Origin of the sequence: Pseudomonas sp. MPDS (assembly GCF_013283895.1) — a bacterium.
Lineage (GTDB): Bacteria > Pseudomonadota > Gammaproteobacteria > Pseudomonadales > Pseudomonadaceae > Aquipseudomonas > Aquipseudomonas rhizophila.
This window is the reverse complement of the sequence record NZ_CP054128.1, coordinates 4,067,611-4,085,999: the sequence shown is the minus strand read 5'-3', so window position 1 is coordinate 4,085,999 and position 18,389 is coordinate 4,067,611. Positions and strand designations below refer to the sequence as shown.

Sequence of the window (18,389 nt, the reverse complement as noted above, 5' to 3'; positions counted from 1 at the left end):
TTAGCGGTCCACGTCGGCCATAACGAAATCGATACTACCCAGGTACGCAATCATATCCGCGACCATGCTGCCTTTGATCACCGAAGGGATCTGCTGCAGGTGTGGGAAGCTTGGGGTGCGAATCCGGGTGCGGTAGCTCATGGTGCCGCCGTCGCTCGTCAGGTAATAACTGTTGATGCCCTTGGTCGCTTCGATCATCTGGAAGGACTCGTTGGCCGGCATGACCGGGCCCCACGAAACCTGCAGGAAGTGCGTGATCAGGGTCTCGATGTGTTGCAGCGTGCGCTCTTTGGGCGGCGGCGTGGTCAGCGGGTGATCCGCCTTGTACGGGCCTTCCGGCATGTTGCGCATGCACTGGTCGATGATCTTGATGCTCTGGCGCATCTCCTCGACGCGAACCATGCAGCGGTCATAGGCATCACCATTGACTGCCAGCGGTACTTCGAATTCGAAGTTTTCATAGCCGGAGTAAGGACGCGCCTTGCGCAGGTCGAAGTCGCAACCGGTGGAACGCAGGCCCGCACCGGTGACACCCCATTCCAGGGCCTCTTTGGTGTTGTAGGCGGCGACCCCGATGGTACGGCCCTTGAGGATGCTGTTCTGCAAGGCGGCCTTGGTGTATTCGTCCAGGCGCTTGGGCATCCATTCGACGAAATCCTTGACCAGCTTTTCCCAGCCCCGCGGCAGGTCGTGGGCAACCCCACCGATGCGGTACCAGGCCGGGTGCAGTCGGAAACCGGTGATGGCTTCGATCACCGTGTAGGCCTTCTGGCGGTCGGTGAAGGTGAAGAACACCGGGGTCATGGCGCCAACGTCCTGGATGTAGGTACCCAGGAACAGCAGGTGGCTGGTGATCCGGAAGAACTCGGCCATCATGATGCGGATGACGTCGACCTTTTCCGGCACCTTGATCCCGGCCAGTTTCTCGACCGAAAGCACGTACGGCAGGTTGTTCATCACGCCGCCGAGGTAATCGATGCGGTCGGTGTAGGGAATGTAGCTGTGCCAGGACTGGCGCTCGCCCATTTTCTCGGCGCCACGGTGGTGGTAGCCGATGTCCGGGACGCAGTCGACGATCTCTTCGCCGTCCAGCTGCAGGATGATGCGGAATGCACCGTGGGCCGAAGGGTGGTTCGGGCCCAGGTTGAGGAACATGTAGTCCTCGTTCGCCCCGGAGCGTTTCATGCCCCAGTCTTCCGGCTTGAAGCGCGCGGCTTCTTCCTCGAGCTGTTGCTTGGCCAGGGACAGGCTGAACGGATCGAACTCGGTGGCGCGGGCCGGGAAGTCCTTGCGCAGCGGGTGACCTTCCCAGGTCGGCGGCATCATGATGCGCGTCAGGTGCGGGTGGCCGGGGAAATCGATCCCGAACATGTCCCACACTTCACGTTCGTACCAGTTGGCGTTCGGCCAGATACCGGTCACGGTCGGCACGCTGAGGTCGCTCTCGGACAAGGCGACCTTGATCATCACGTCACTATTACGCTCGATCGACATCAGGTGATAGAACACGGTGAAATCGACGCCGTCGGGCAGCCCTTGACGCTTGGTGCGCAGACGCTCGTCCACGCCATGCAAGTCATAGAGCATGACGTACGGCTTGGGCAGGTTGCGCAGGAAAGTCAGGACTTCGACGAGTTTGGCGCGGGCAACCCAAAGCACCGGCATGCCGGTGCGGGTCGGCTGGGCGGTGAACGCCTCGGGGCCAAAACGGTTGTTCAGTTCGACGACCACATCCTGGTCGTCTGCCTTGTAAGGCGGGATGTACAGAGCACTGCCTGTAGTCATGGTTATTTATCGCTTTCGGTCAACGTAAAGAATGAAGCCAGGTTCTCGTTTCTTATGCAGAGCAGAGCTGGATCAGACTTCGTCGGGGCTGCGCAGGTTGGTGACTGCGATACGCTGTTCGCGACGCTGTTCCTTTTGCGATGGCATCTCGGCGCGATAGACGCCTTGATCACCAACGACCCAGGACAGTGGGCGACGCTCCTGGCCAATCGACTCCTGCAACAGCATCAAGCCTTGCAGGAAAGCTTCAGGGCGAGGCGGGCAGCCAGGCACGTAGACGTCCACGGGCAGGAACTTGTCCACCCCTTGAACGACGGAATAGATGTCGTACATGCCACCGGAGTTGGCGCACGAACCCATGGAGATAACCCACTTCGGTTCGAGCATTTGCTCGTAGAGACGCTGGATGATCGGCGCCATCTTGATGAAGCAGGTCCCGGCAATAACCATGAAATCCGCCTGGCGCGGCGATGCCCGGATCACCTCGGCGCCAAAGCGCGCGATGTCGTGGGGCGCCGTGAAGGCGGTGGTCATTTCCACGTAGCAGCACGAAAGGCCGAAGTTGTACGGCCACAGGGAGTTCTTGCGACCCCAGTTGACCGTGCTGTTCAGCACGTCTTCGAGCTTGCCCATGAAGATGTTTTTGTGGACTTGATCTTCTAACGGATCGGAAACGGTTTCCCGCTCGCCAATCGGATACTGCTCGTTAGGAGCATCGGGGTCGATCCTGGTGAGATTGTATTGCATTGCCAAAGCCTCATTGTTTCAGCTTCGCTTGCCGCTTACGACGACCTTCCGGAGCCCAATCAAGAGCCCCCACCCGCCAAAGGTAGACAAGACCTGCCAACAGAATTGCTATGAAAACGAGAGCTTCGACGAATCCGGTCCAGCCGCTTTCGCGGACGGACACAGACCATGCAAAGAGAAAGAGGGCTTCGATATCGAAGATCACGAAGAGCATCGCGACCAGATAGAATTTGGCTGAGAGCCGCAAGCGGGCGCCACCGGTAGGCAGCATGCCGGACTCGAACGGTTCATTTTTGCTGCGGCCCCAGGCTTTTGACCCGAGCAGGCTCGACACGCCGAGCATGAAGGCACACAGGCCGACAACGCCCAGAAGGAAAATGGCAAAGCCCCAGTTGTGGGCCATGAGTCCTGTCGCTTCGGGCATGCTGGAAATCCTTAACAGAGAGCAAAGGTCTCTGAGCTTGAAAAGAAATAACGCAGTGACGATATGTCGCAGCAATCAATCGCGGTGATTTTATGGCTAAACACCGGGCAAGTAAAATTCCTATAGCGAAATTATTTATTGGAATAAGCACATAGCGTACCTCCAGGACCCTGCGGCCCCGGCCCCGTGGGCGTTGGCCGGCTGTTGATCAATAATATTTCGTGCGGAATGCAACAATGATAATGGCTTTCAAATGATAATTATTATTATCTGTGGCGGCCTTTCTGCTACGCACTTAGTGTTGTGTCCGAGGGGCAGCCTTACATTGCCGCTACTGCAATTGTCAGCGTCGGACGTTTTACTCCTTTTCGGACTGCCCAATACTGCGTTCGATCAATTTTTCTAACCGTGCGCCGCAGTTTTTTTGGGGGGGGGCGGGCTCGGTGAAGGTTGGATCTGCATGGGGACTGCTCCTGTGGGAGCCAAGCTTGCTCGCGATGCCGGCAACGCTGTCCCGAGGCAGACTGCGCAATCGTTCATTACGGGCAAGCTTGGCACCCACAGATGCAGGCTAGCTCCTACAGAGTAGATTGCTTGAAAAAAAACGGCTCAAAAAAGCCGTGGGCGTCCGATCAATGTCGCTCAGCTAGCCCCGCGCAGATCCTATGGCCAGGGTATTTCGTGTTTAAGCGACCACCGTCGTGCGAGCAAAAAACGGCACGAGGTTGGGGTTTAAGGTCTTGAAGAGGTGATATCAAATGGCTATCTTTATGCTTCATTCATCTAATCATCTATATCAATGCTGGTTAGATTTTCGGCCCCTTCTTAGATAGCCGCGTCAGTTTTCATCGTTCGTGGCTGATACCAAAGGAAAGTCATGAACTCTTGGATCGCGAATATGAGCGTTATGCTCAAGCTGGCTTTGGGCTTTGCTGTTGTGCTGCTTCTGACCGCTATTCTCGCCGCGACCGGCTCGTTCAGCCTGGGGAAAATGATCGAGCGCACGGATCGAATGACCAGCATTACCGAACTGGGTAACCGCCTTGATCACCTGCGCAGAGCTCGCTTGCAGTACCAGTTGGACCGGGGTGATGAACAAAAGGGTGCATTGATCCAAGCGTCGCTGGAGCAGTTTGTCGCCCAGCAGAAAAGCCTCGCCAAAGAACTGAGAAAACCGGAAAACCTGAAGAAACTTGCTCTGATCGAGCAGGCCAGCACGCAGTATCAAGTGGCACTCAATACGATGCGCGAGGCTTATCGCAATGACGCAGCCATGCGCAAGGAAATGGGCGTCAATGCGGTCAAGGGCGCCGCGCTGATTGCCAGGGTCATCGCTGACGTGGAAGCACTGCCCGCCTCGGATGAGCGCCGCTTTGACCTTTACAAGCTTATTCTCAAGGCCAAAGAGGACGTGGCGCTGGTGCGTTATGAAGTGCGTGGCTATACCGGCAACCCCAATAGCGCCACCGAACAAGCCGCCACCCGCCAGCTCGAAAATGCGTTCAAGAGCATCGAAGCGCTCAACAGCGCTTTCGGCCCAACCTATGCCGACACCATCAAGCAGTTGGAAACCGCGCTGATTGCTTACCGTCGTTCGGTACAGGACTTCACGGCCAGTAATCAGGCCATAGGCAAGGCTGTGCAGGACACCACCGATTTGGGTGAAACCATCACCCGTCTGTCTGACGAAATGTATGCCAGCCAACTGGTTTCCCGTGACGAAGACAGCGCCCAGGCTCGCATTCTGCAGCTGAGCTGTACTGCCTTGGCGATGTTGTTGGGGATTTTCGCCGCCCTGATCATCACCCGCCAGATTACACGGCCGTTGCAAGACACATTGGCTGTGGTCGATCGCATTGCGGCAGGCGACCTCACGCAACACATGATCGTGACTCGTCGTGATGAGCTGGGTGTCTTGCAGCAGGGTATTCAGCGTATGGGCAGCACCTTGCGCGACCTGATCGGTGGCATCCGCGATGGTGTCACCCAAATCGCCAGTGCCGCCGAAGAGCTATCGGCTGTTACTGAGCAGACCAGTGCCGGGGTCAATAGTCAGAAGATCGAGACCGATCAGGTGGCGACCGCCATGCACGAAATGTCGGTTACCGTGCATGAAGTCGCGCGTAATGCCGAACAGGCTCGCGCAGCCGCCTCAGAGGCCGATGCGCAAGCCCGTATTGGCGACCAGGTGGTCGCGCAAGCCATCGTTCAGATCGAGCGCTTGGCCAGCGAGGTCGGGCGCTCAGTCGACGCCATGAACGAGCTGGAGCAAGAAAGCGGGCGCATCGGCAAGATCATGGACGTGATCAGGGCGGTGGCTGAGCAGACCAACTTGCTGGCCCTTAACGCCGCCATTGAGGCCGCTCGCGCGGGTGACGCCGGGCGCGGTTTTGCCGTGGTCGCCGACGAAGTACGTGGGCTGGCCCAGCGTACCCAGCATTCCACCGAAGAGATCGAGAGCCTGGTGGCGGGCTTGCAGAGCGGCACGCGTCAGGTATCGAGCATTATGCAGAGCAGCCGCGAACTGACCGACAGCAGCGTGGAATTGGCATGCAAGGCCGGCACATCCCTGGGTAACATCACCCAGGCGGTTTCTGGCATTCAGGCCATGAACCAACAGATTGCCGCCGCCGCGGTGCAACAAAGCTCGGTGGCCGAGGAAATCAGTCGCAGTGTCCTGAGTGTGCGCGATGTATCCGAACAGACCGCCTCAGCCAGCGAAGAAACCGCAGCCTCCAGCATCGAATTGGCGCGCCTGGGTAACCAGTTGCAGCAGTTGGTCAGTCACTTCAAGGTGTGAAAGGGGGGGGCGTTCTGGCGGCCATGCTCCAACTGGTAATTCCAGCAATGGTCGTTCCGATCCCCACTCATACCAAAAAACCGCATGGCCTTGACGATCAACGGTTGGTGAAAGCTGGAAAAACGGCGAAAAAAAGCCCCGAACCAGTCGGGGCTGTAGAACGTCGGCTTTGCGGTTAGCTTTTATTCGGTCCGCAAGGGCCGTTGACTCAAGGCATGCCGAGGATCAGTGGAACTGCTCTTCTTCGGTGGAGCCGGTCAGCGCGGTTACCGAGGAGGTGCCGCCCTGGATCACGGTGGTCATGTCGTCGAAGTAGCCAGTGCCCACTTCCTGCTGGTGAGCCACGAAGGTGTAGCCCTTGGCGGCGTCAGCGAACTCCTGCTCTTGCAGCTTCACGTAGGCGGTCATGTCGTTGCGGGCGTAGTCGTGCGCCAGGTTGAACATGCTGTGCCACATGTTGTGAATGCCGGCCAGGGTGATGAACTGGTGCTTGTAGCCCATGGCGGACAGTTCGCGCTGGAACTTGGCGATGGTCGCGTCGTCCAGGTTTTTCTTCCAGTTGAAGGAAGGCGAGCAGTTGTACGACAGCAGTTGGTCCGGGTATTCCTTCTTGATCGCTTCGGCGAAGCGACGCGCCTCGTCCAAGTCCGGCTTGGCGGTTTCGCACCAGATCAGGTCGGCGTACGGCGCGTAGGCCAGGCCACGGGCGATCGCCTGGTCGAGACCGGCGCGAACCTTGTAGAAGCCTTCCTGGGTGCGGGTGCCGGTCACGAACGGCTGGTCGTACGGGTCGCAGTCGGAAGTCAGCAGGTCAGCGGCGTTGGCGTCGGTACGGGCCAGGATGATGGTCGGTACGCCGGCAACGTCGGCGGCCAGGCGGGCAGCGGTGAGCTTCTGCACGGCTTCCTGGGTCGGCACCAATACTTTGCCGCCCATGTGGCCGCATTTCTTCACCGAAGCCAGTTGGTCTTCGAAGTGAACGCCGGCGGCGCCTGCTTCGATCATGCTCTTCATCAGCTCGTAGGCGTTCAGTACACCGCCGAAACCGGCTTCAGCGTCGGCCACGATTGGCGCGAAGTAGTCGATGTAGCCTTCGTCGCCTGGGTTCTTGCCGGCTTTCCACTGGATCTGGTCGGCACGACGGAACGAGTTGTTGATGCGCTTGACCACGGTTGGAACCGAATCCACCGGGTACAGCGACTGGTCCGGGTACATCGACTCGGCGGAGTTGTTGTCCGCAGCCACTTGCCAGCCCGACAGGTAGATCGCCTGGATACCGGCCTTGACTTGCTGTACAGCCTGGCCGCCGGTCAGGGCGCCCATGCAGTTGACGAAATCTTTCTCGGGACGGAAGGCTGGCTTGGCGCCCTGGGTGACCAGGTTCCACAGTTTCTCGGCGCCCATTTTCGCAAAAGTGTGCTCAGGTTGAACCGAGCCACGCAGACGGACGACGTCAGCAGCGGAATAATTGCGCTTCACGCCTTTCCAGCGCGGGTTTTCAGCCCAATCTTTTTCAAGGGCTGCAATTTGCTGTTCGCGTGTCAGTGCCATGGAGATAAACCTCGTCGCATAGGTCTGGGGTGGAAAATTCCTGCTCCTGCCGACCAGGGGTTGGACGGTCAAGTCGGTTCAGGCGGGGAGGCGACGGGATGAACGATGGGCTCGAGGGGAAAGTGAGCAGGTAGAGGCGAACTGCGGGCGCATTCGGGCGTCGTGGGCCTTTATACGAACTCAGAGTGATGCCGGGTTACCTAGTTACGCTTCCGTCCCTCGGGACAACTTCGTTCCAGTCGCAACCTCGTCAAACACACCTTGTGGGCGGTACAGACACGAATCGGCTCGCAGGGTAGTTGCAAGCGTCGACCCGAAGGCCCTTGCCAGGGCCCCTGATTAGCGGGAGCGAGGCCATCATGCCTTCGGTTTTTTGGCTCGTCAAACGTTTTGTAGTGCTTTTTTTATAGCACTACATCTTTGGTCTAATACGACTCGTCAGTCAGTTTTTGGTGCTTCAGTTCAGGGTATCCACCTTGACCCGCAGAATCATGTCGTCCCGGCCTTGGGTCGAGTAGCTGCGGCTCAGCCCCTGTTTATCGGCCTGAGTCTGGCGATTGACCCCGGCCAGGGTGATCCATTCACCCAAGCGGCCGCTGACCGTTGTGTCGGTACTTTGAACGTTCACTACATCGGGACGTTCCTGGCTCATACGGTCACGGTTGGTACTGATGTTCAGATGAACGGTCTCGCCGGTGACGCTGGCCGTGACATAAAAGCCTTGGGTGACGTTGCGGTATTCGGTCTGGCTTTGCAGGCGGCCGTAGGTGTCGGTCTGGGTGCTGGTGAACGGCACGCTCTGGCCGACCTGAATCAGCGCCGGCTGGCCTTCGCTGGCTTGTACCTGCTGCACGCCGCCTTCGCGGCTGGCGGTGCTGCGGTTGATGATGCGGGTCTGGCTGGGAGCGGCGCCGTTGATCGAATAGCCCTGGTCGCCCTGCAAGTTGTTTTCGTTGGTGTCGACCGTGATCAGCAGGCGCTTGGGGGCGGTGTCCAGTTGGGCGAGAAATGCCTTGAGCTCCTCGATTTTACTGGGCTCGGCATTGACGATCAGTTGGTTGCCATAGGCGCTGACCTGGCCGTCCTTGCCGATGAAATTCTGCGCCACCGGCAACAGGTCGGCGCTGGTTCGGTAGTTCAGCGGGACGATTTCAGTAGCGGCCATCACCGACAGGCTGCAGCCGAGCAGCAGGGTGGCGAGCAGGGTGCGTAAGGACATGTCCATTTCTCCGCGAGACAAAGGCTTGATATTGCCAGTTTGTCGGCCTGGGGTGGGGCAAGTTGAATGTTAGACGGCAAAACGCCCCGGCATCGGTGGATGGCGGGGCGTTTTGTGGTTGCATGATGCTCTTGTGGCGAGGGGATTTATCCCCGCTGGGCTGCGCAGCAGCCCCAATGAAGCCGATTACATCAACCTGACACACCGCAGTGATTGATTTGGGGCTGCGGAGCAGCCCAGCGGGTATAAATCCCCTCGCCACAGGGTTTGGTTTCAGGCCGAATGGCGAACCATGTCCACATGCGGAATCCCGGCTTCCAGGAACTCCTCGCTGACCACGGCAAAACCCAGCCGCTCGTAGAACGGCGTGGCATGCACCTGGGCGCTGAGCATCTGCTGCTTGAGCCCACGCTTCTCGGCTTCGGCGATCACGGCGTGCATCAGCGCGTCACCCACCTTCAGGCCGCGCCAGTCCTTGAGGACCGAGACGCGACCGATATGGCCGTCAGTCAACAGGCGCGCGGTGCCGATGGGGAAGTCGCCTTCAAACGCCAGAAAATGCACCGCGCTCTGGTCATCGGCATCCCATTCCAGTTCAGGCGGGACGGATTGCTCGGCAATGAACACAGTCTCACGAATGCGCCGGATCTCGGCGTTATCCTTTTGCCAGTCTGCGACACGAACGTGGATTTTATTCATCAGCGAACCCCAGGCTGCCTTGCTTGACCAACTCGCAGATCAGGCCGCGACCGTCTTCGTCGGCCAGCCACGGGCCGAGGTTTTCGCTGTGCAGGGCATCGGCGGCGCAGATCATTTTCAGCAGGTCGCGCAGCTTGCCCGGCAGATAACGGCTCTGGCCGCTGGCAAACAGCAGCAGGTCATCATCGACTTCCGACCAGGCCAGGCGGGCGCTTGGGTTGCGGATGATCACTGCGCCCTGTTCCAGGCCGGCCAGCAGGTCGTCTTCTTCCAGTTCCGGGCCTACCACCAGCTCCGGGTAGCGCGGCTCGGTCATGAACTGGCCGAACCAGGTCAGCAGCAGGCGCTCGTCGCTCATGTGCTCGGCCAGCAGGCCCTTGAGGCGATCGAGGGCGTCGTGCTGGATCTGGTGCGGGTCGGCCACCGGGCGCGCATCGGCGTCGGTGTAGCGTTCTTCGTCCGGCAGGAACTGGCTGAGGAAGTCGGTGAAGTGGGTCAGCACTTCGGCGGCGCTCGGCGCGCGGAAGCCTACCGAGTAGGTCATGCAGTCATCCACGGCCACGCCGCAGTGCGCCAGGCGCGGCGGCAGGTAAAGCATGTCGCCCGGTTCCAGGGTCCACTCGTCGGTGGCTTCGAAGTCGGCGAGGATGCGCAGGTCGGCGTGTTGCAGCAGCGGGCTCTCGGAGTCGCACATCTGGCCGATTTTCCAGTTGCGCTGGCCATGGCCCTGCAGCAGGAACACATCGTAATTGTCGAAATGCGGGCCGACGCTGCCACCCGGGGCGGCGAAGCTGATCATCACATCGTCGATGCGCCAGCTCGGCAGGAAACGGAAGTTTTCCAGCAGTTCGCTGACTTCGGGTACGAACTGATCGACAGCCTGCACCAGCAGGGTCCACTCGCGCTCCGGCAATTTGCTGAATTCGTCTTCGGCAAACGGGCCGCGACGCAATTCCCAGGGACGTTCGCCGTGCTCGATGACCAAGCGCGATTCGACTTCTTCTTCCAGGGCCAGGCCGGCCAGTTCGTCGGCATCGATCGGGCTTTGGAAGTCTGGAATCGCCTGGCGGATCAGCAGTGGTTTTTTCTGCCAGTAGTCGCGCAGGAACTCCCGTGCCGTGATGCCGCCCAGGAGTTGCAGAGGAATATCAGGATTCATGTGTAACCTATTGAAAAAATATACTTTTCAGACGCGAATAAAAACGCCCGGCGCGGCCGGGCGTCTCAGGGCAAAACGGTGGATCAGATGCGCTTGGCTTGTGCCGCTGCGTTGCCGATGTAGTTGGCCGGCGTGAGCTTTTTCAGCTCGGCGCGGGCCTCGGCAGGCATGTCCAGGCCATCAATGAAAGTCTGCAACGCTTCAGGACTGATGCCCTTGCCACGGGTCAGTTCTTTGAGCTTTTCATACGGGTTTTCGATGTTGTAGCGACGCATCACGGTCTGGATCGGCTCGGCCAGGACTTCCCAGCAGGCGTCCAGGTCGGCGGCGATTTTCTGCTCGTTGAGTTCCAGCTTGCTGATGCCCTTGAGGCTGGCTTCATAGGCAATGACGCTGTGGGCAAAGCCCACGCCCAGGTTGCGCAGCACGGTGGAGTCGGTCAGGTCGCGCTGCCAGCGGGAGATCGGCAGTTTGCTCGCCAGGTGCTGGAACAGCGCGTTGGCGATGCCCAGGTTGCCTTCGGAGTTTTCGAAGTCGATCGGGTTGACCTTGTGCGGCATGGTCGAGGAACCGATTTCGCCGGCAATGGTGCGCTGCTTGAAATAACCCAGGGAGATGTAGCCCCAGATGTCACGGTCGAAGTCGATCAGGATGGTGTTGAAACGGGCGATCGCATCGAACAGCTCGGCGATGTAGTCGTGCGGCTCGATCTGGGTGGTGTACGGGTTGAAGCTCAGGCCCAGCTCGTCTTCGATGAAGGCGCGGGCGTTGGCTTCCCAGTCGATGTCCGGGTAGGCCGACAGGTGGGCGTTGTAGTTGCCCACGGCGCCGTTGATCTTGCCCAGCAGTGGCACGGCGGCGACCTGGGCGATCTGGCGCTCCAGGCGGTACACCACGTTCGCCAGTTCCTTGCCCAGGGTGGTCGGCGAAGCCGGTTGACCATGGGTGCGCGATAGCATCGGAACGTCGGCGAAGCGGATTGCCAACTCGCGGATGGCCTGGGCGGTCTGGCGCATCAGCGGCAGCATCACGTCATCACGGCCTTCGCGCAGCATCAGGGCGTGGGACAGGTTGTTGATGTCCTCGCTGGTGCAGGCAAAGTGGATGAATTCGCTGACGTTGGCCAGTTCCGGCAGCTTGGCCGCCTGCTCCTTGAGCAGGTATTCAATGGCTTTGACGTCGTGGTTGGTGGTGCGCTCGATCTCTTTGACGCGCTCGGCGTGCTCCAGCACAAAGTTTTCAGCCAGGGCGTTCAGCACCGCGTTGGCTTGCGCGGAAAACGCCGGGACTTCGGCAATGCCAGGGTGAGCGGCAAGGCGCTGGAGCCAGCGCACTTCAACCAGGACGCGAGCGCGGATCAGGCCGTACTCGCTGAAAATCGGGCGCAGGGCCTGGGTTTTGCCGGCGTAGCGGCCGTCAACAGGGGAAACCGCAGTGAGCGAAGAAAGCTGCATGGGGTGTTCTCGGACAGTCGGGCAACGAAATGGGGCGCGTATCATACATGAAAACAATCGCCGGTCCGTCGCCAACTGACCGGCGTATTACGCGTAACGATATAAAAAAGCGGGTTGAGGCGACTTATTCGTTGCGCATCAACGGGTAAAGCTCTTTCAGCAATTTGCGTCGACTGATCACCAGCTGCCAGCGATGACCACCCAACTGCCGCCACAACCGCGCCGAGCGAATTCCGGCCAGTAACAGGGCGCGGATCTTCGAGGCATTGCTCGGTTGTTGCAGATTGCGCATGTCGCCGTGTACCTGGATGCGCTGGCGCAAGGTGCTCAGGGTGTCTTGGTACAGCGCACCGCAAGCGGCGATGACGTTTTCGTGGGCGGGACCGAAGTGTTCAACCTGGGACTGAATCTGCGGCAGGCGATTGCCGATGGTATCCAGCAGGTCGTCGCGCTTGGCCAATTGACGTTCCAGGCCCAGCATCGACAGGGCGTAGCGCAGCGGCTCGCGTTGCAGAGTGCTGGGGTCGCGTTCCAGGGCGCCAATCAGTGCGCGATAACCCTCGCGCAGGTTCAGGTCATCGCCGCCATAGACTTCAAGTGTGTCCTTGGGATCACGAATCAGCAGGCTGCCGAGCATGCAGCTCAGGCCCGCTTCGGTGGCCTGGCCGGTCTTGGCGATCCGATCCACCAGCACGGCGGCGAGAAACACACCGCCCAATGCCGTCAGTTGCTCCTGGGTCGGGCTCATGCCTTGCTGCTCCAGGGCTCTGCGACTTCGATCACGCCGCCGCCCAGGCAGATTTCCCCGTCGTAGAACACCACGGACTGGCCGGGTGTGACTGCTCGTTGTGGGTCATCGAACGTCGCGCGATAGCCCGTGGCGGTTTTTTCCAGCATGCAGGGCTGATCACTCTGGCGGTAGCGAACCTTGGCCGTCAGACGGCGCGGTTGGCTGAGGTCGATCGGGTTGACCCAATAGATGTCGGAGGCGAGCAGGGCGCGGGAGAACAACCACGGATGGTCGTTGCCCTGGCCGACGATCAGCTCGTTGTGCTCCAGGTCCTTGACCAGTACGTACCACGGCTCTTCACCGGCGTCCTTCAGCCCGCCGATGCCCAGGCCCTGGCGCTGGCCGATGGTGTGGTACATCAGGCCATGATGGCGGCCGATGACTTCGCCTTCGGTGGTCTTGATTTCGCCTGGCTGGGCCGGCAGGTACTGCTTGAGGAAGTCGCTGAAACGCCGCTCGCCGATAAAGCAGATGCCGGTGGAATCTTTCTTCTTGGCGGTGGCCAGGGCGTGTTTTTCGGCGATCGCGCGCACTTGCGGCTTTTCCAGCTCGCCCACCGGGAACAGGGTCTTGGCGATCTGCTCGCCGCCGACGGCGTGCAGGAAGTAGCTCTGGTCCTTGTTCGGGTCCAGGCCCTTGAGCAGTTCGGTGCGGCCGTCGATGTCGCGGCGGCGCACATAGTGACCGGTAGCGATCAGGTCAGCGCCGAGCATCATGGCGTAGTCGAGGAACGCCTTGAACTTGATTTCGCGGTTGCAGAGGATGTCCGGGTTCGGCGTACGACCGGCCTTGTATTCGGCCAGGAAGTGCTCGAACACGTTGTCCCAGTACTCGGCGGCGAAGTTGGCGGTGTGCAGCTTGATGCCGATCCTGTCGCAGACGGCCTGGGCGTCCGCCAGGTCGTCCATGGCGGTGCAGTATTCGGTTCCGTCGTCTTCTTCCCAGTTCTTCATGAACAGGCCTTCCACCTCATAACCCTGCTCGATCAGCAGAAGGGCGGAAACGGAAGAGTCCACGCCGCCGGACATGCCGACAATGACGCGCTTGTTGGTGGTGTCAGAAGGGGCTGGATCACGCATAGCAGTTCAATGAGTGTCTTGAAAAAGGACGCGATTCTATCAGGCCCGGACGCGCAAGGCTAAAGAGAAGGACGGATCAGCGTCAGACTGTGGCGATGACCGGCCAGATAATCGTCGATGCAACGGATGATCAGCTCGCTGCGCCAGTGTTCACGCTGTTCGAGCAACTCGTTGCGGGTCAGCCACTTGGCGCCCAGGATGCCATCATCCAGTGGATAGTCCGGACGGTGGTTCAAGGCCTTGGCGGCGAAACAGACCCGTTGGTAGGTCACGCCATTACTGGGGGCGGTGTACAGGTAAATGCCCACCACGCTGGTAGGTTCGACGTCCCAGCCGGTTTCTTCCAGGGTTTCGCGCACGGCGGCTTCGATCAGGGTTTCGTTCGGGTCCAGGTGGCCTGCAGGCTGGTTGAGCACCGCTCGTCCGCCCTTGGATTCTTCCACCATCAGGAAACGGCCGTTGTCTTCGACGATGGTGGCGACGGTGATGTGGGGGTTCCAGTCCATGAAGCGTTCTCGATTCAAAGGTTGAACACGGTCAAATGTGGGAGCGAGCCTGCTCGCGATAGCGGTGTGTCAGTCAGCGTCAGTGTTGAATGTTATACCGCTATCGCGAGCAGGTTCGCTCCCACGGGGGGGATGCGTTGTGTCTGGAAACACAAACCCCGGCACCAGGGCCGGGGTTTGTGGTGTTCCTTTACAACCTTACACCAGCGCAGCAATCGCCGCGTTGAAGGTGTTGCTTGGGCGCATGGCCTTGCTGGTCAGCTCCGGGTTGGCGAAGTAGTAACCGCCGATGTCCACCGGTTTGCCTTGGACGGCATTGAGCTCGGCAACGATTTTTTCTTCGTTGTCGGTCAGTGTCTTGGCCAGGGCAGTGAACTGGGCCTTGAGGGCTGCGTCGTCGTTTTGCGCGGCCAATGCCTGGGCCCAGAACAGGGTCAGGTAGAAGTGGCTGCCGCGGTTGTCGATGCCGCCGACCTTGCGCGAAGGCGACTTGTTGCGGTCCAGGAACTCACCGGTAGCCTGATCCAGGGTCTTGGCCAGCACCAGGGCTTTAGGGTTGTTGTAGGTCACGCCCAGGTGTTCGAGGGACGCGGCCAGGGCCAGGAACTCGCCCAGGGAATCCCAGCGCAGGAAGTTTTCTTCCAGCAACTGCTGAACGTGCTTGGGTGCCGAACCGCCGGCGCCGGTTTCGAACAGGCCACCGCCGTTCATCAGCGGCACGATCGACAGCATCTTGGCGCTGGTGCCCAGTTCCATGATCGGGAACAGGTCGGTCAGGTAGTCGCGCAGTACGTTGCCGGTCACCGAGATGGTGTCCTTGCCTTCGCGGGTGCGGGCCAGGGTGAATTTCATCGCGTCGACCGGCGACATGATGCGGATGTCCAGGCCGGCAGTGTCGTGGTTCTTCAGGTAAGCCTGGACTTTCTCGATCACCACGCCGTCATGGGCGCGCATCGGGTCCAGCCAGAAAATCGCCGGGGTGCTGCTGGCGCGGGCACGGTTGACGGCCAGCTTGACCCAATCCTGGATCGGCGCGTCCTTGGTCTGGCACATGCGGAAGATATCGCCCGCCTCGACGTTCTGCTCCAGCAGGGTGCGACCGGTATTGTCCGAAACACGGACCACGCCGTCGGCCTTGATCTGGAAGGTCTTGTCGTGGGAACCGTATTCTTCGGCTTTCTTGGCCATCAGGCCGACGTTCGGCACGCTGCCCATGGTGGTCGGATCGAAGGCACCGTGTTGCTTGCAGTCTTCGATCACCGCCTGGTAGATGGTGGCGTAGCAGCGATCCGGGATCACGGCCTTGGTGTCGTGCAACTGGCCGTCGGTGCCCCACATCTTGCCGGAGTCACGGATCATGGCCGGCATCGAGGCGTCGACGATGACGTCGCTCGGTACGTGCAGGTTGGTGATGCCTTTATCGGAGTTGACCATCGCCAGGGATGGGCGCGCCGCGTAGACCGCCTGGATGTCGGCTTCGATCTGCGCCTGCTGCTCGGCCGGCAAGGCCTTGATGCGGGCGTACAGGTCGCCGATGCCGTTGTTCAGGTTGAAGCCGATCTGCTCCAGCACTTGTGCGTGCTTGGCCAGGGCGTCTTTGTAGAACTCGGCGACGATCTGACCGAACATGATCGGGTCGGAGACCTTCATCATGGTGGCCTTGAGGTGGACCGACAGCAGGACGCCTTTTTGCTTGGCGTCTTCGATTTCAGCGGCGATGAAGTCGCGCAGGGCGTTCTTGCTCATCACGGCGCAGTCGAGGATCTCACCGGCTTGTACGGTGGTTTTTTCTTTCAGGACAGTGGCAGTGCCGTCCTGAGCGATCAGCTCGATTTTCACGCTGCCGGCGGCGTCGATCAGGGCGGCTTTTTCGCTGCCGTAGAAATCACCGGTGCTCATGTGGGCCACATGAGACTTGGAGTCGGCTGCCCAGGCGCCCATTTTGTGCGGGTGCTTGCGCGCGTAGTTCTTGACCGACAGCGGTGCGCGGCGGTCGGAGTTGCCTTCACGCAGGACCGGGTTCACGGCGCTGCCCTTGACCTTGTCGTAGCGGGCGCGTGCGTCTTTCTCGGCGTCGCTGGTCACGGTTTCCGGGTAGTCCGGCAGTGCATAGCCCTGGGCCTGCAATTCCTTGATCGCGGCCTGCAGTTGCGGCACCGAGGCGCTGATGTTCGGCAGCTTGATGATGTTAGCTTCAGGCGTCACGGCCAGGTCGCCCAGTTCGGCGAGGTGGTCGGCGACGGCTTTGTCACCCAGTTGCTCGGGGAAGCTGGCCAGGATGCGCCCTGCAAGGGAGATATCGCGGGTTTCCACGGCGATGTCGGCCGAGGCGGTAAAGGCTTCGACGATCGGCAGCAGCGAATAGGTGGCGAGGGCGGGAGCTTCGTCGGTGAAGGTGTAGATGATCTTCGAGCGGGTGGGCATATTCGGATTAACTCTCTTCTTTGCTAAAGCATGCGCAGAAACTCGAGGGGCGCCGGGTAAGCGCGTTCGTTCAAAGTCATCCGTGAGTCGAATGTCGAGGTTTCTTCGCGGTGATGTTGGGTGCATCAGTCGAGCGTCAAGCGGTCGGGCCGCGGTAACGGTCCGGCTTTCAACGGGCCGAAAGTCTTGTGATAGAGCCATCAGCCGTCGTGACCCTGTGGTCAGCGGCGGCATTATACATAGGTAGCTGGCGATCTGCCGATGGTTCATATACTTGCGTACTCGTCCATTGGTCTAAACGTCGCAGTGCTAGAGGAGCAGGCTATGCTCACGTTTGGCGCTTTTCCCTTGTTTTTCAGGGTTGTACACCGCGAACTGCAACGCTTTTCCCCGGATGAGCCTAACGTAGGGTTTGCGCGCCGATACAACTGGGGTACGCTCGAACGCAGCCAGATGTTCAATCCAAGCAATGGAGTTCAGCATGGGGTATCAAAAGATTCAGGTTCCAGCCGTCGGTGACAAAATCACCGTCAATGCAGACCATTCTCTTAATGTTCCCGACAACCCGATCATCCCCTTCATTGAAGGCGACGGCATTGGCGTCGATATCAGCCCGGTCATGATCAAGGTGGTGGACGCTGCGGTTCAGAAGGCCTATGGCGGCAAGCGCAAGATTTCCTGGATGGAAGTCTACGCCGGTGAGAAAGCAACTCAGGTTTACGACCAGGACACCTGGCTGCCCCAGGAAACCCTGGACGCGGTCAAAGACTACGTGGTTTCCATCAAGGGCCCGCTGACCACGCCGGTCGGTGGTGGTATTCGCTCGCTGAACGTCGCCCTGCGCCAGCAGCTCGATTTGTATGTATGCCTGCGTCCGGTGCGCTGGTTCGAAGGCGTGCCAAGCCCGGTCAAGAAGCCTGGCGACGTGGACATGACGATCTTCCGTGAGAACTCCGAAGACATCTACGCCGGTATCGAGTGGAAAGCCGGTTCGCCCGAAGCCACCAAGGTCATCAAGTTCCTGAAAGAAGAAATGGGCGTTACCAAGATCCGTTTCGACGAGAATTGCGGCATCGGCGTCAAGCCGGTTTCCAAGCAGGGCACTCAGCGTCTGGCCCGCAAGGCTTTGCAATATGTAGTGGATAACGATCGCGATTCGCTGACCATCGTGCATAAAGGCAACATCATGAAGTTCACCGAAGGTGCCTTCAAGGAGTGGGCTTACGAAGTGGCGGCCGAGGAATTCGGCGCGACCCTGCTCGACGGTGGGCCTTGGATGCAGTTCAAGAACCCGAGAACCGGCAAGAACGTCATCGTCAAGGACGCCATCGCCGATGCCATGCTCCAGCAAATCCTGCTGCGCCCGGCCGAATACGACGTGATCGCGACCCTGAACCTCAACGGCGACTACCTCTCCGACGCCCTGGCGGCGGAAGTGGGGGGCATTGGTATTGCGCCGGGCGCCAACCTGTCCGACACCGTGGCGATGTTCGAAGCCACCCACGGCACGGCACCCAAGTATGCCGGCAAGGACCAGGTCAACCCGGGTTCGCTGATCCTGTCGGCGGAAATGATGCTGCGGCACATGGGCTGGACCGAAGCGGCCGACCTGATCATCAAGGGCACCAACGGCGCGATTTCCGCCAAGACCGTGACCTATGACTTCGAGCGCCTGATGGACGGCGCCACGCTGTTGTCTTCCTCGGCCTTCGGTGATGCACTGATCTCGCACATGTAAGCGGATCGGCAGTC

14 protein-coding genes and 1 pseudogene are annotated in these 18,389 nt (G+C 59.9%); 3 read left to right on the top strand and 12 right to left on the bottom strand.

What is annotated here, in order from left to right; translation table 11 throughout:
* The 3 genes from nuoC to HQ912_RS17965 all read right to left on the bottom strand — a co-directional run bounded on the left by nuoC (position 1) and on the right by HQ912_RS17965 (position 2,956).
* The gene (gene nuoC, locus HQ912_RS17975; RefSeq protein ID WP_047227734.1) at positions 1-1,785 is read right to left on the bottom strand and encodes an NADH-quinone oxidoreductase subunit C/D; all 1,785 of its coding nucleotides are present in this window, start codon (positions 1,783-1,785) and stop codon (positions 1-3) included.
* A gap of 72 nt (positions 1,786-1,857) precedes the next feature.
* Positions 1,858-2,532: a NuoB/complex I 20 kDa subunit family protein gene (locus HQ912_RS17970; RefSeq protein ID WP_024779314.1), complete on the bottom strand. Its 675-nt coding sequence runs from the start codon at positions 2,530-2,532 to the stop codon at positions 1,858-1,860.
* A 10-nt stretch (positions 2,533-2,542) separates the two neighbouring features.
* Positions 2,543-2,956, bottom strand: a complete 414-nt coding sequence (locus tag HQ912_RS17965) for an NADH-quinone oxidoreductase subunit A (protein WP_011062185.1) — start codon at positions 2,954-2,956, stop codon at positions 2,543-2,545.
* A gap of 877 nt (positions 2,957-3,833) precedes the next feature.
* On the opposite strand from HQ912_RS17965, the pseudogene HQ912_RS28135 reads away from it, so the two are divergent.
* Both HQ912_RS28135 and HQ912_RS28130 read left to right on the top strand, forming a co-directional pair.
* Positions 3,834-4,853, top strand: a pseudogene (locus tag HQ912_RS28135) (methyl-accepting chemotaxis protein); the annotation flags it as partial.
* A complete protein-coding gene (locus tag HQ912_RS28130; RefSeq protein WP_371516483.1) occupies positions 4,839-5,756 on the top strand; it encodes a methyl-accepting chemotaxis protein in 918 nt (305 codons plus the stop codon). The pseudogene HQ912_RS28135 and the gene HQ912_RS28130, both read left to right, overlap by 15 nt.
* Positions 5,757-5,981: 225 nt before the next feature.
* Here HQ912_RS28130 and aceA read toward each other — a convergent pair whose 3' ends face one another.
* The 9 genes from aceA to HQ912_RS17915 form a co-directional block, all read right to left on the bottom strand.
* A complete protein-coding gene (gene aceA / locus HQ912_RS17955) occupies positions 5,982-7,307 on the bottom strand; it encodes an isocitrate lyase (protein ID WP_014337679.1) in 1,326 nt (441 codons plus the stop codon).
* Positions 7,308-7,764: 457 nt separating this feature from the next.
* Entirely contained in the window at positions 7,765-8,526 is a 762-nt protein-coding gene (locus HQ912_RS17950; protein WP_047227731.1) for a secretin N-terminal domain-containing protein, read from the bottom strand.
* Between the two features lie 273 nt (positions 8,527-8,799).
* The gene (locus tag HQ912_RS17945) at positions 8,800-9,225 is read right to left on the bottom strand and encodes a GNAT family N-acetyltransferase (protein ID WP_072339633.1); all 426 of its coding nucleotides are present in this window, start codon (positions 9,223-9,225) and stop codon (positions 8,800-8,802) included.
* Complete coding sequence (locus tag HQ912_RS17940; RefSeq protein ID WP_047227729.1) at positions 9,218-10,384, bottom strand: cupin domain-containing protein; 1,167 nt, start codon at positions 10,382-10,384, stop codon at positions 9,218-9,220. Before HQ912_RS17940 ends, HQ912_RS17945 begins: the two co-directional genes overlap by 8 nt.
* Before the next feature lie 83 nt (positions 10,385-10,467).
* Positions 10,468-11,838, bottom strand: coding sequence for an adenylosuccinate lyase (gene purB, locus HQ912_RS17935; protein WP_047227728.1), 1,371 nt, complete (start codon positions 11,836-11,838; stop codon positions 10,468-10,470).
* A gap of 124 nt (positions 11,839-11,962) precedes the next feature.
* Entirely contained in the window at positions 11,963-12,586 is a 624-nt protein-coding gene (gene hflD / locus HQ912_RS17930) for a high frequency lysogenization protein HflD (protein WP_047227727.1), read from the bottom strand.
* Positions 12,583-13,707, bottom strand: coding sequence for a tRNA 2-thiouridine(34) synthase MnmA (mnmA, locus tag HQ912_RS17925; RefSeq protein WP_047227726.1), 1,125 nt, complete (start codon positions 13,705-13,707; stop codon positions 12,583-12,585). The genes hflD and mnmA overlap by 4 nt, the downstream gene beginning before the upstream one ends.
* 59 nt (positions 13,708-13,766) lie before the next feature.
* A complete protein-coding gene (locus HQ912_RS17920; RefSeq protein WP_047227725.1) occupies positions 13,767-14,213 on the bottom strand; it encodes an NUDIX hydrolase in 447 nt (148 codons plus the stop codon).
* Between the two features lie 198 nt (positions 14,214-14,411).
* The gene (locus HQ912_RS17915) at positions 14,412-16,637 is read right to left on the bottom strand and encodes an NADP-dependent isocitrate dehydrogenase (RefSeq protein WP_047227724.1); all 2,226 of its coding nucleotides are present in this window, start codon (positions 16,635-16,637) and stop codon (positions 14,412-14,414) included.
* 481 nt (positions 16,638-17,118) lie between these two features.
* Between HQ912_RS17915 and icd the strand changes: the two genes are divergently transcribed.
* On the top strand, positions 17,119-18,375 hold the full coding sequence (icd, locus tag HQ912_RS17910) for an NADP-dependent isocitrate dehydrogenase (RefSeq protein ID WP_047227723.1): 1,257 nt from the start codon (positions 17,119-17,121) through the stop codon (positions 18,373-18,375).
* Positions 18,376-18,389: the final 14 nt, after the last annotated feature.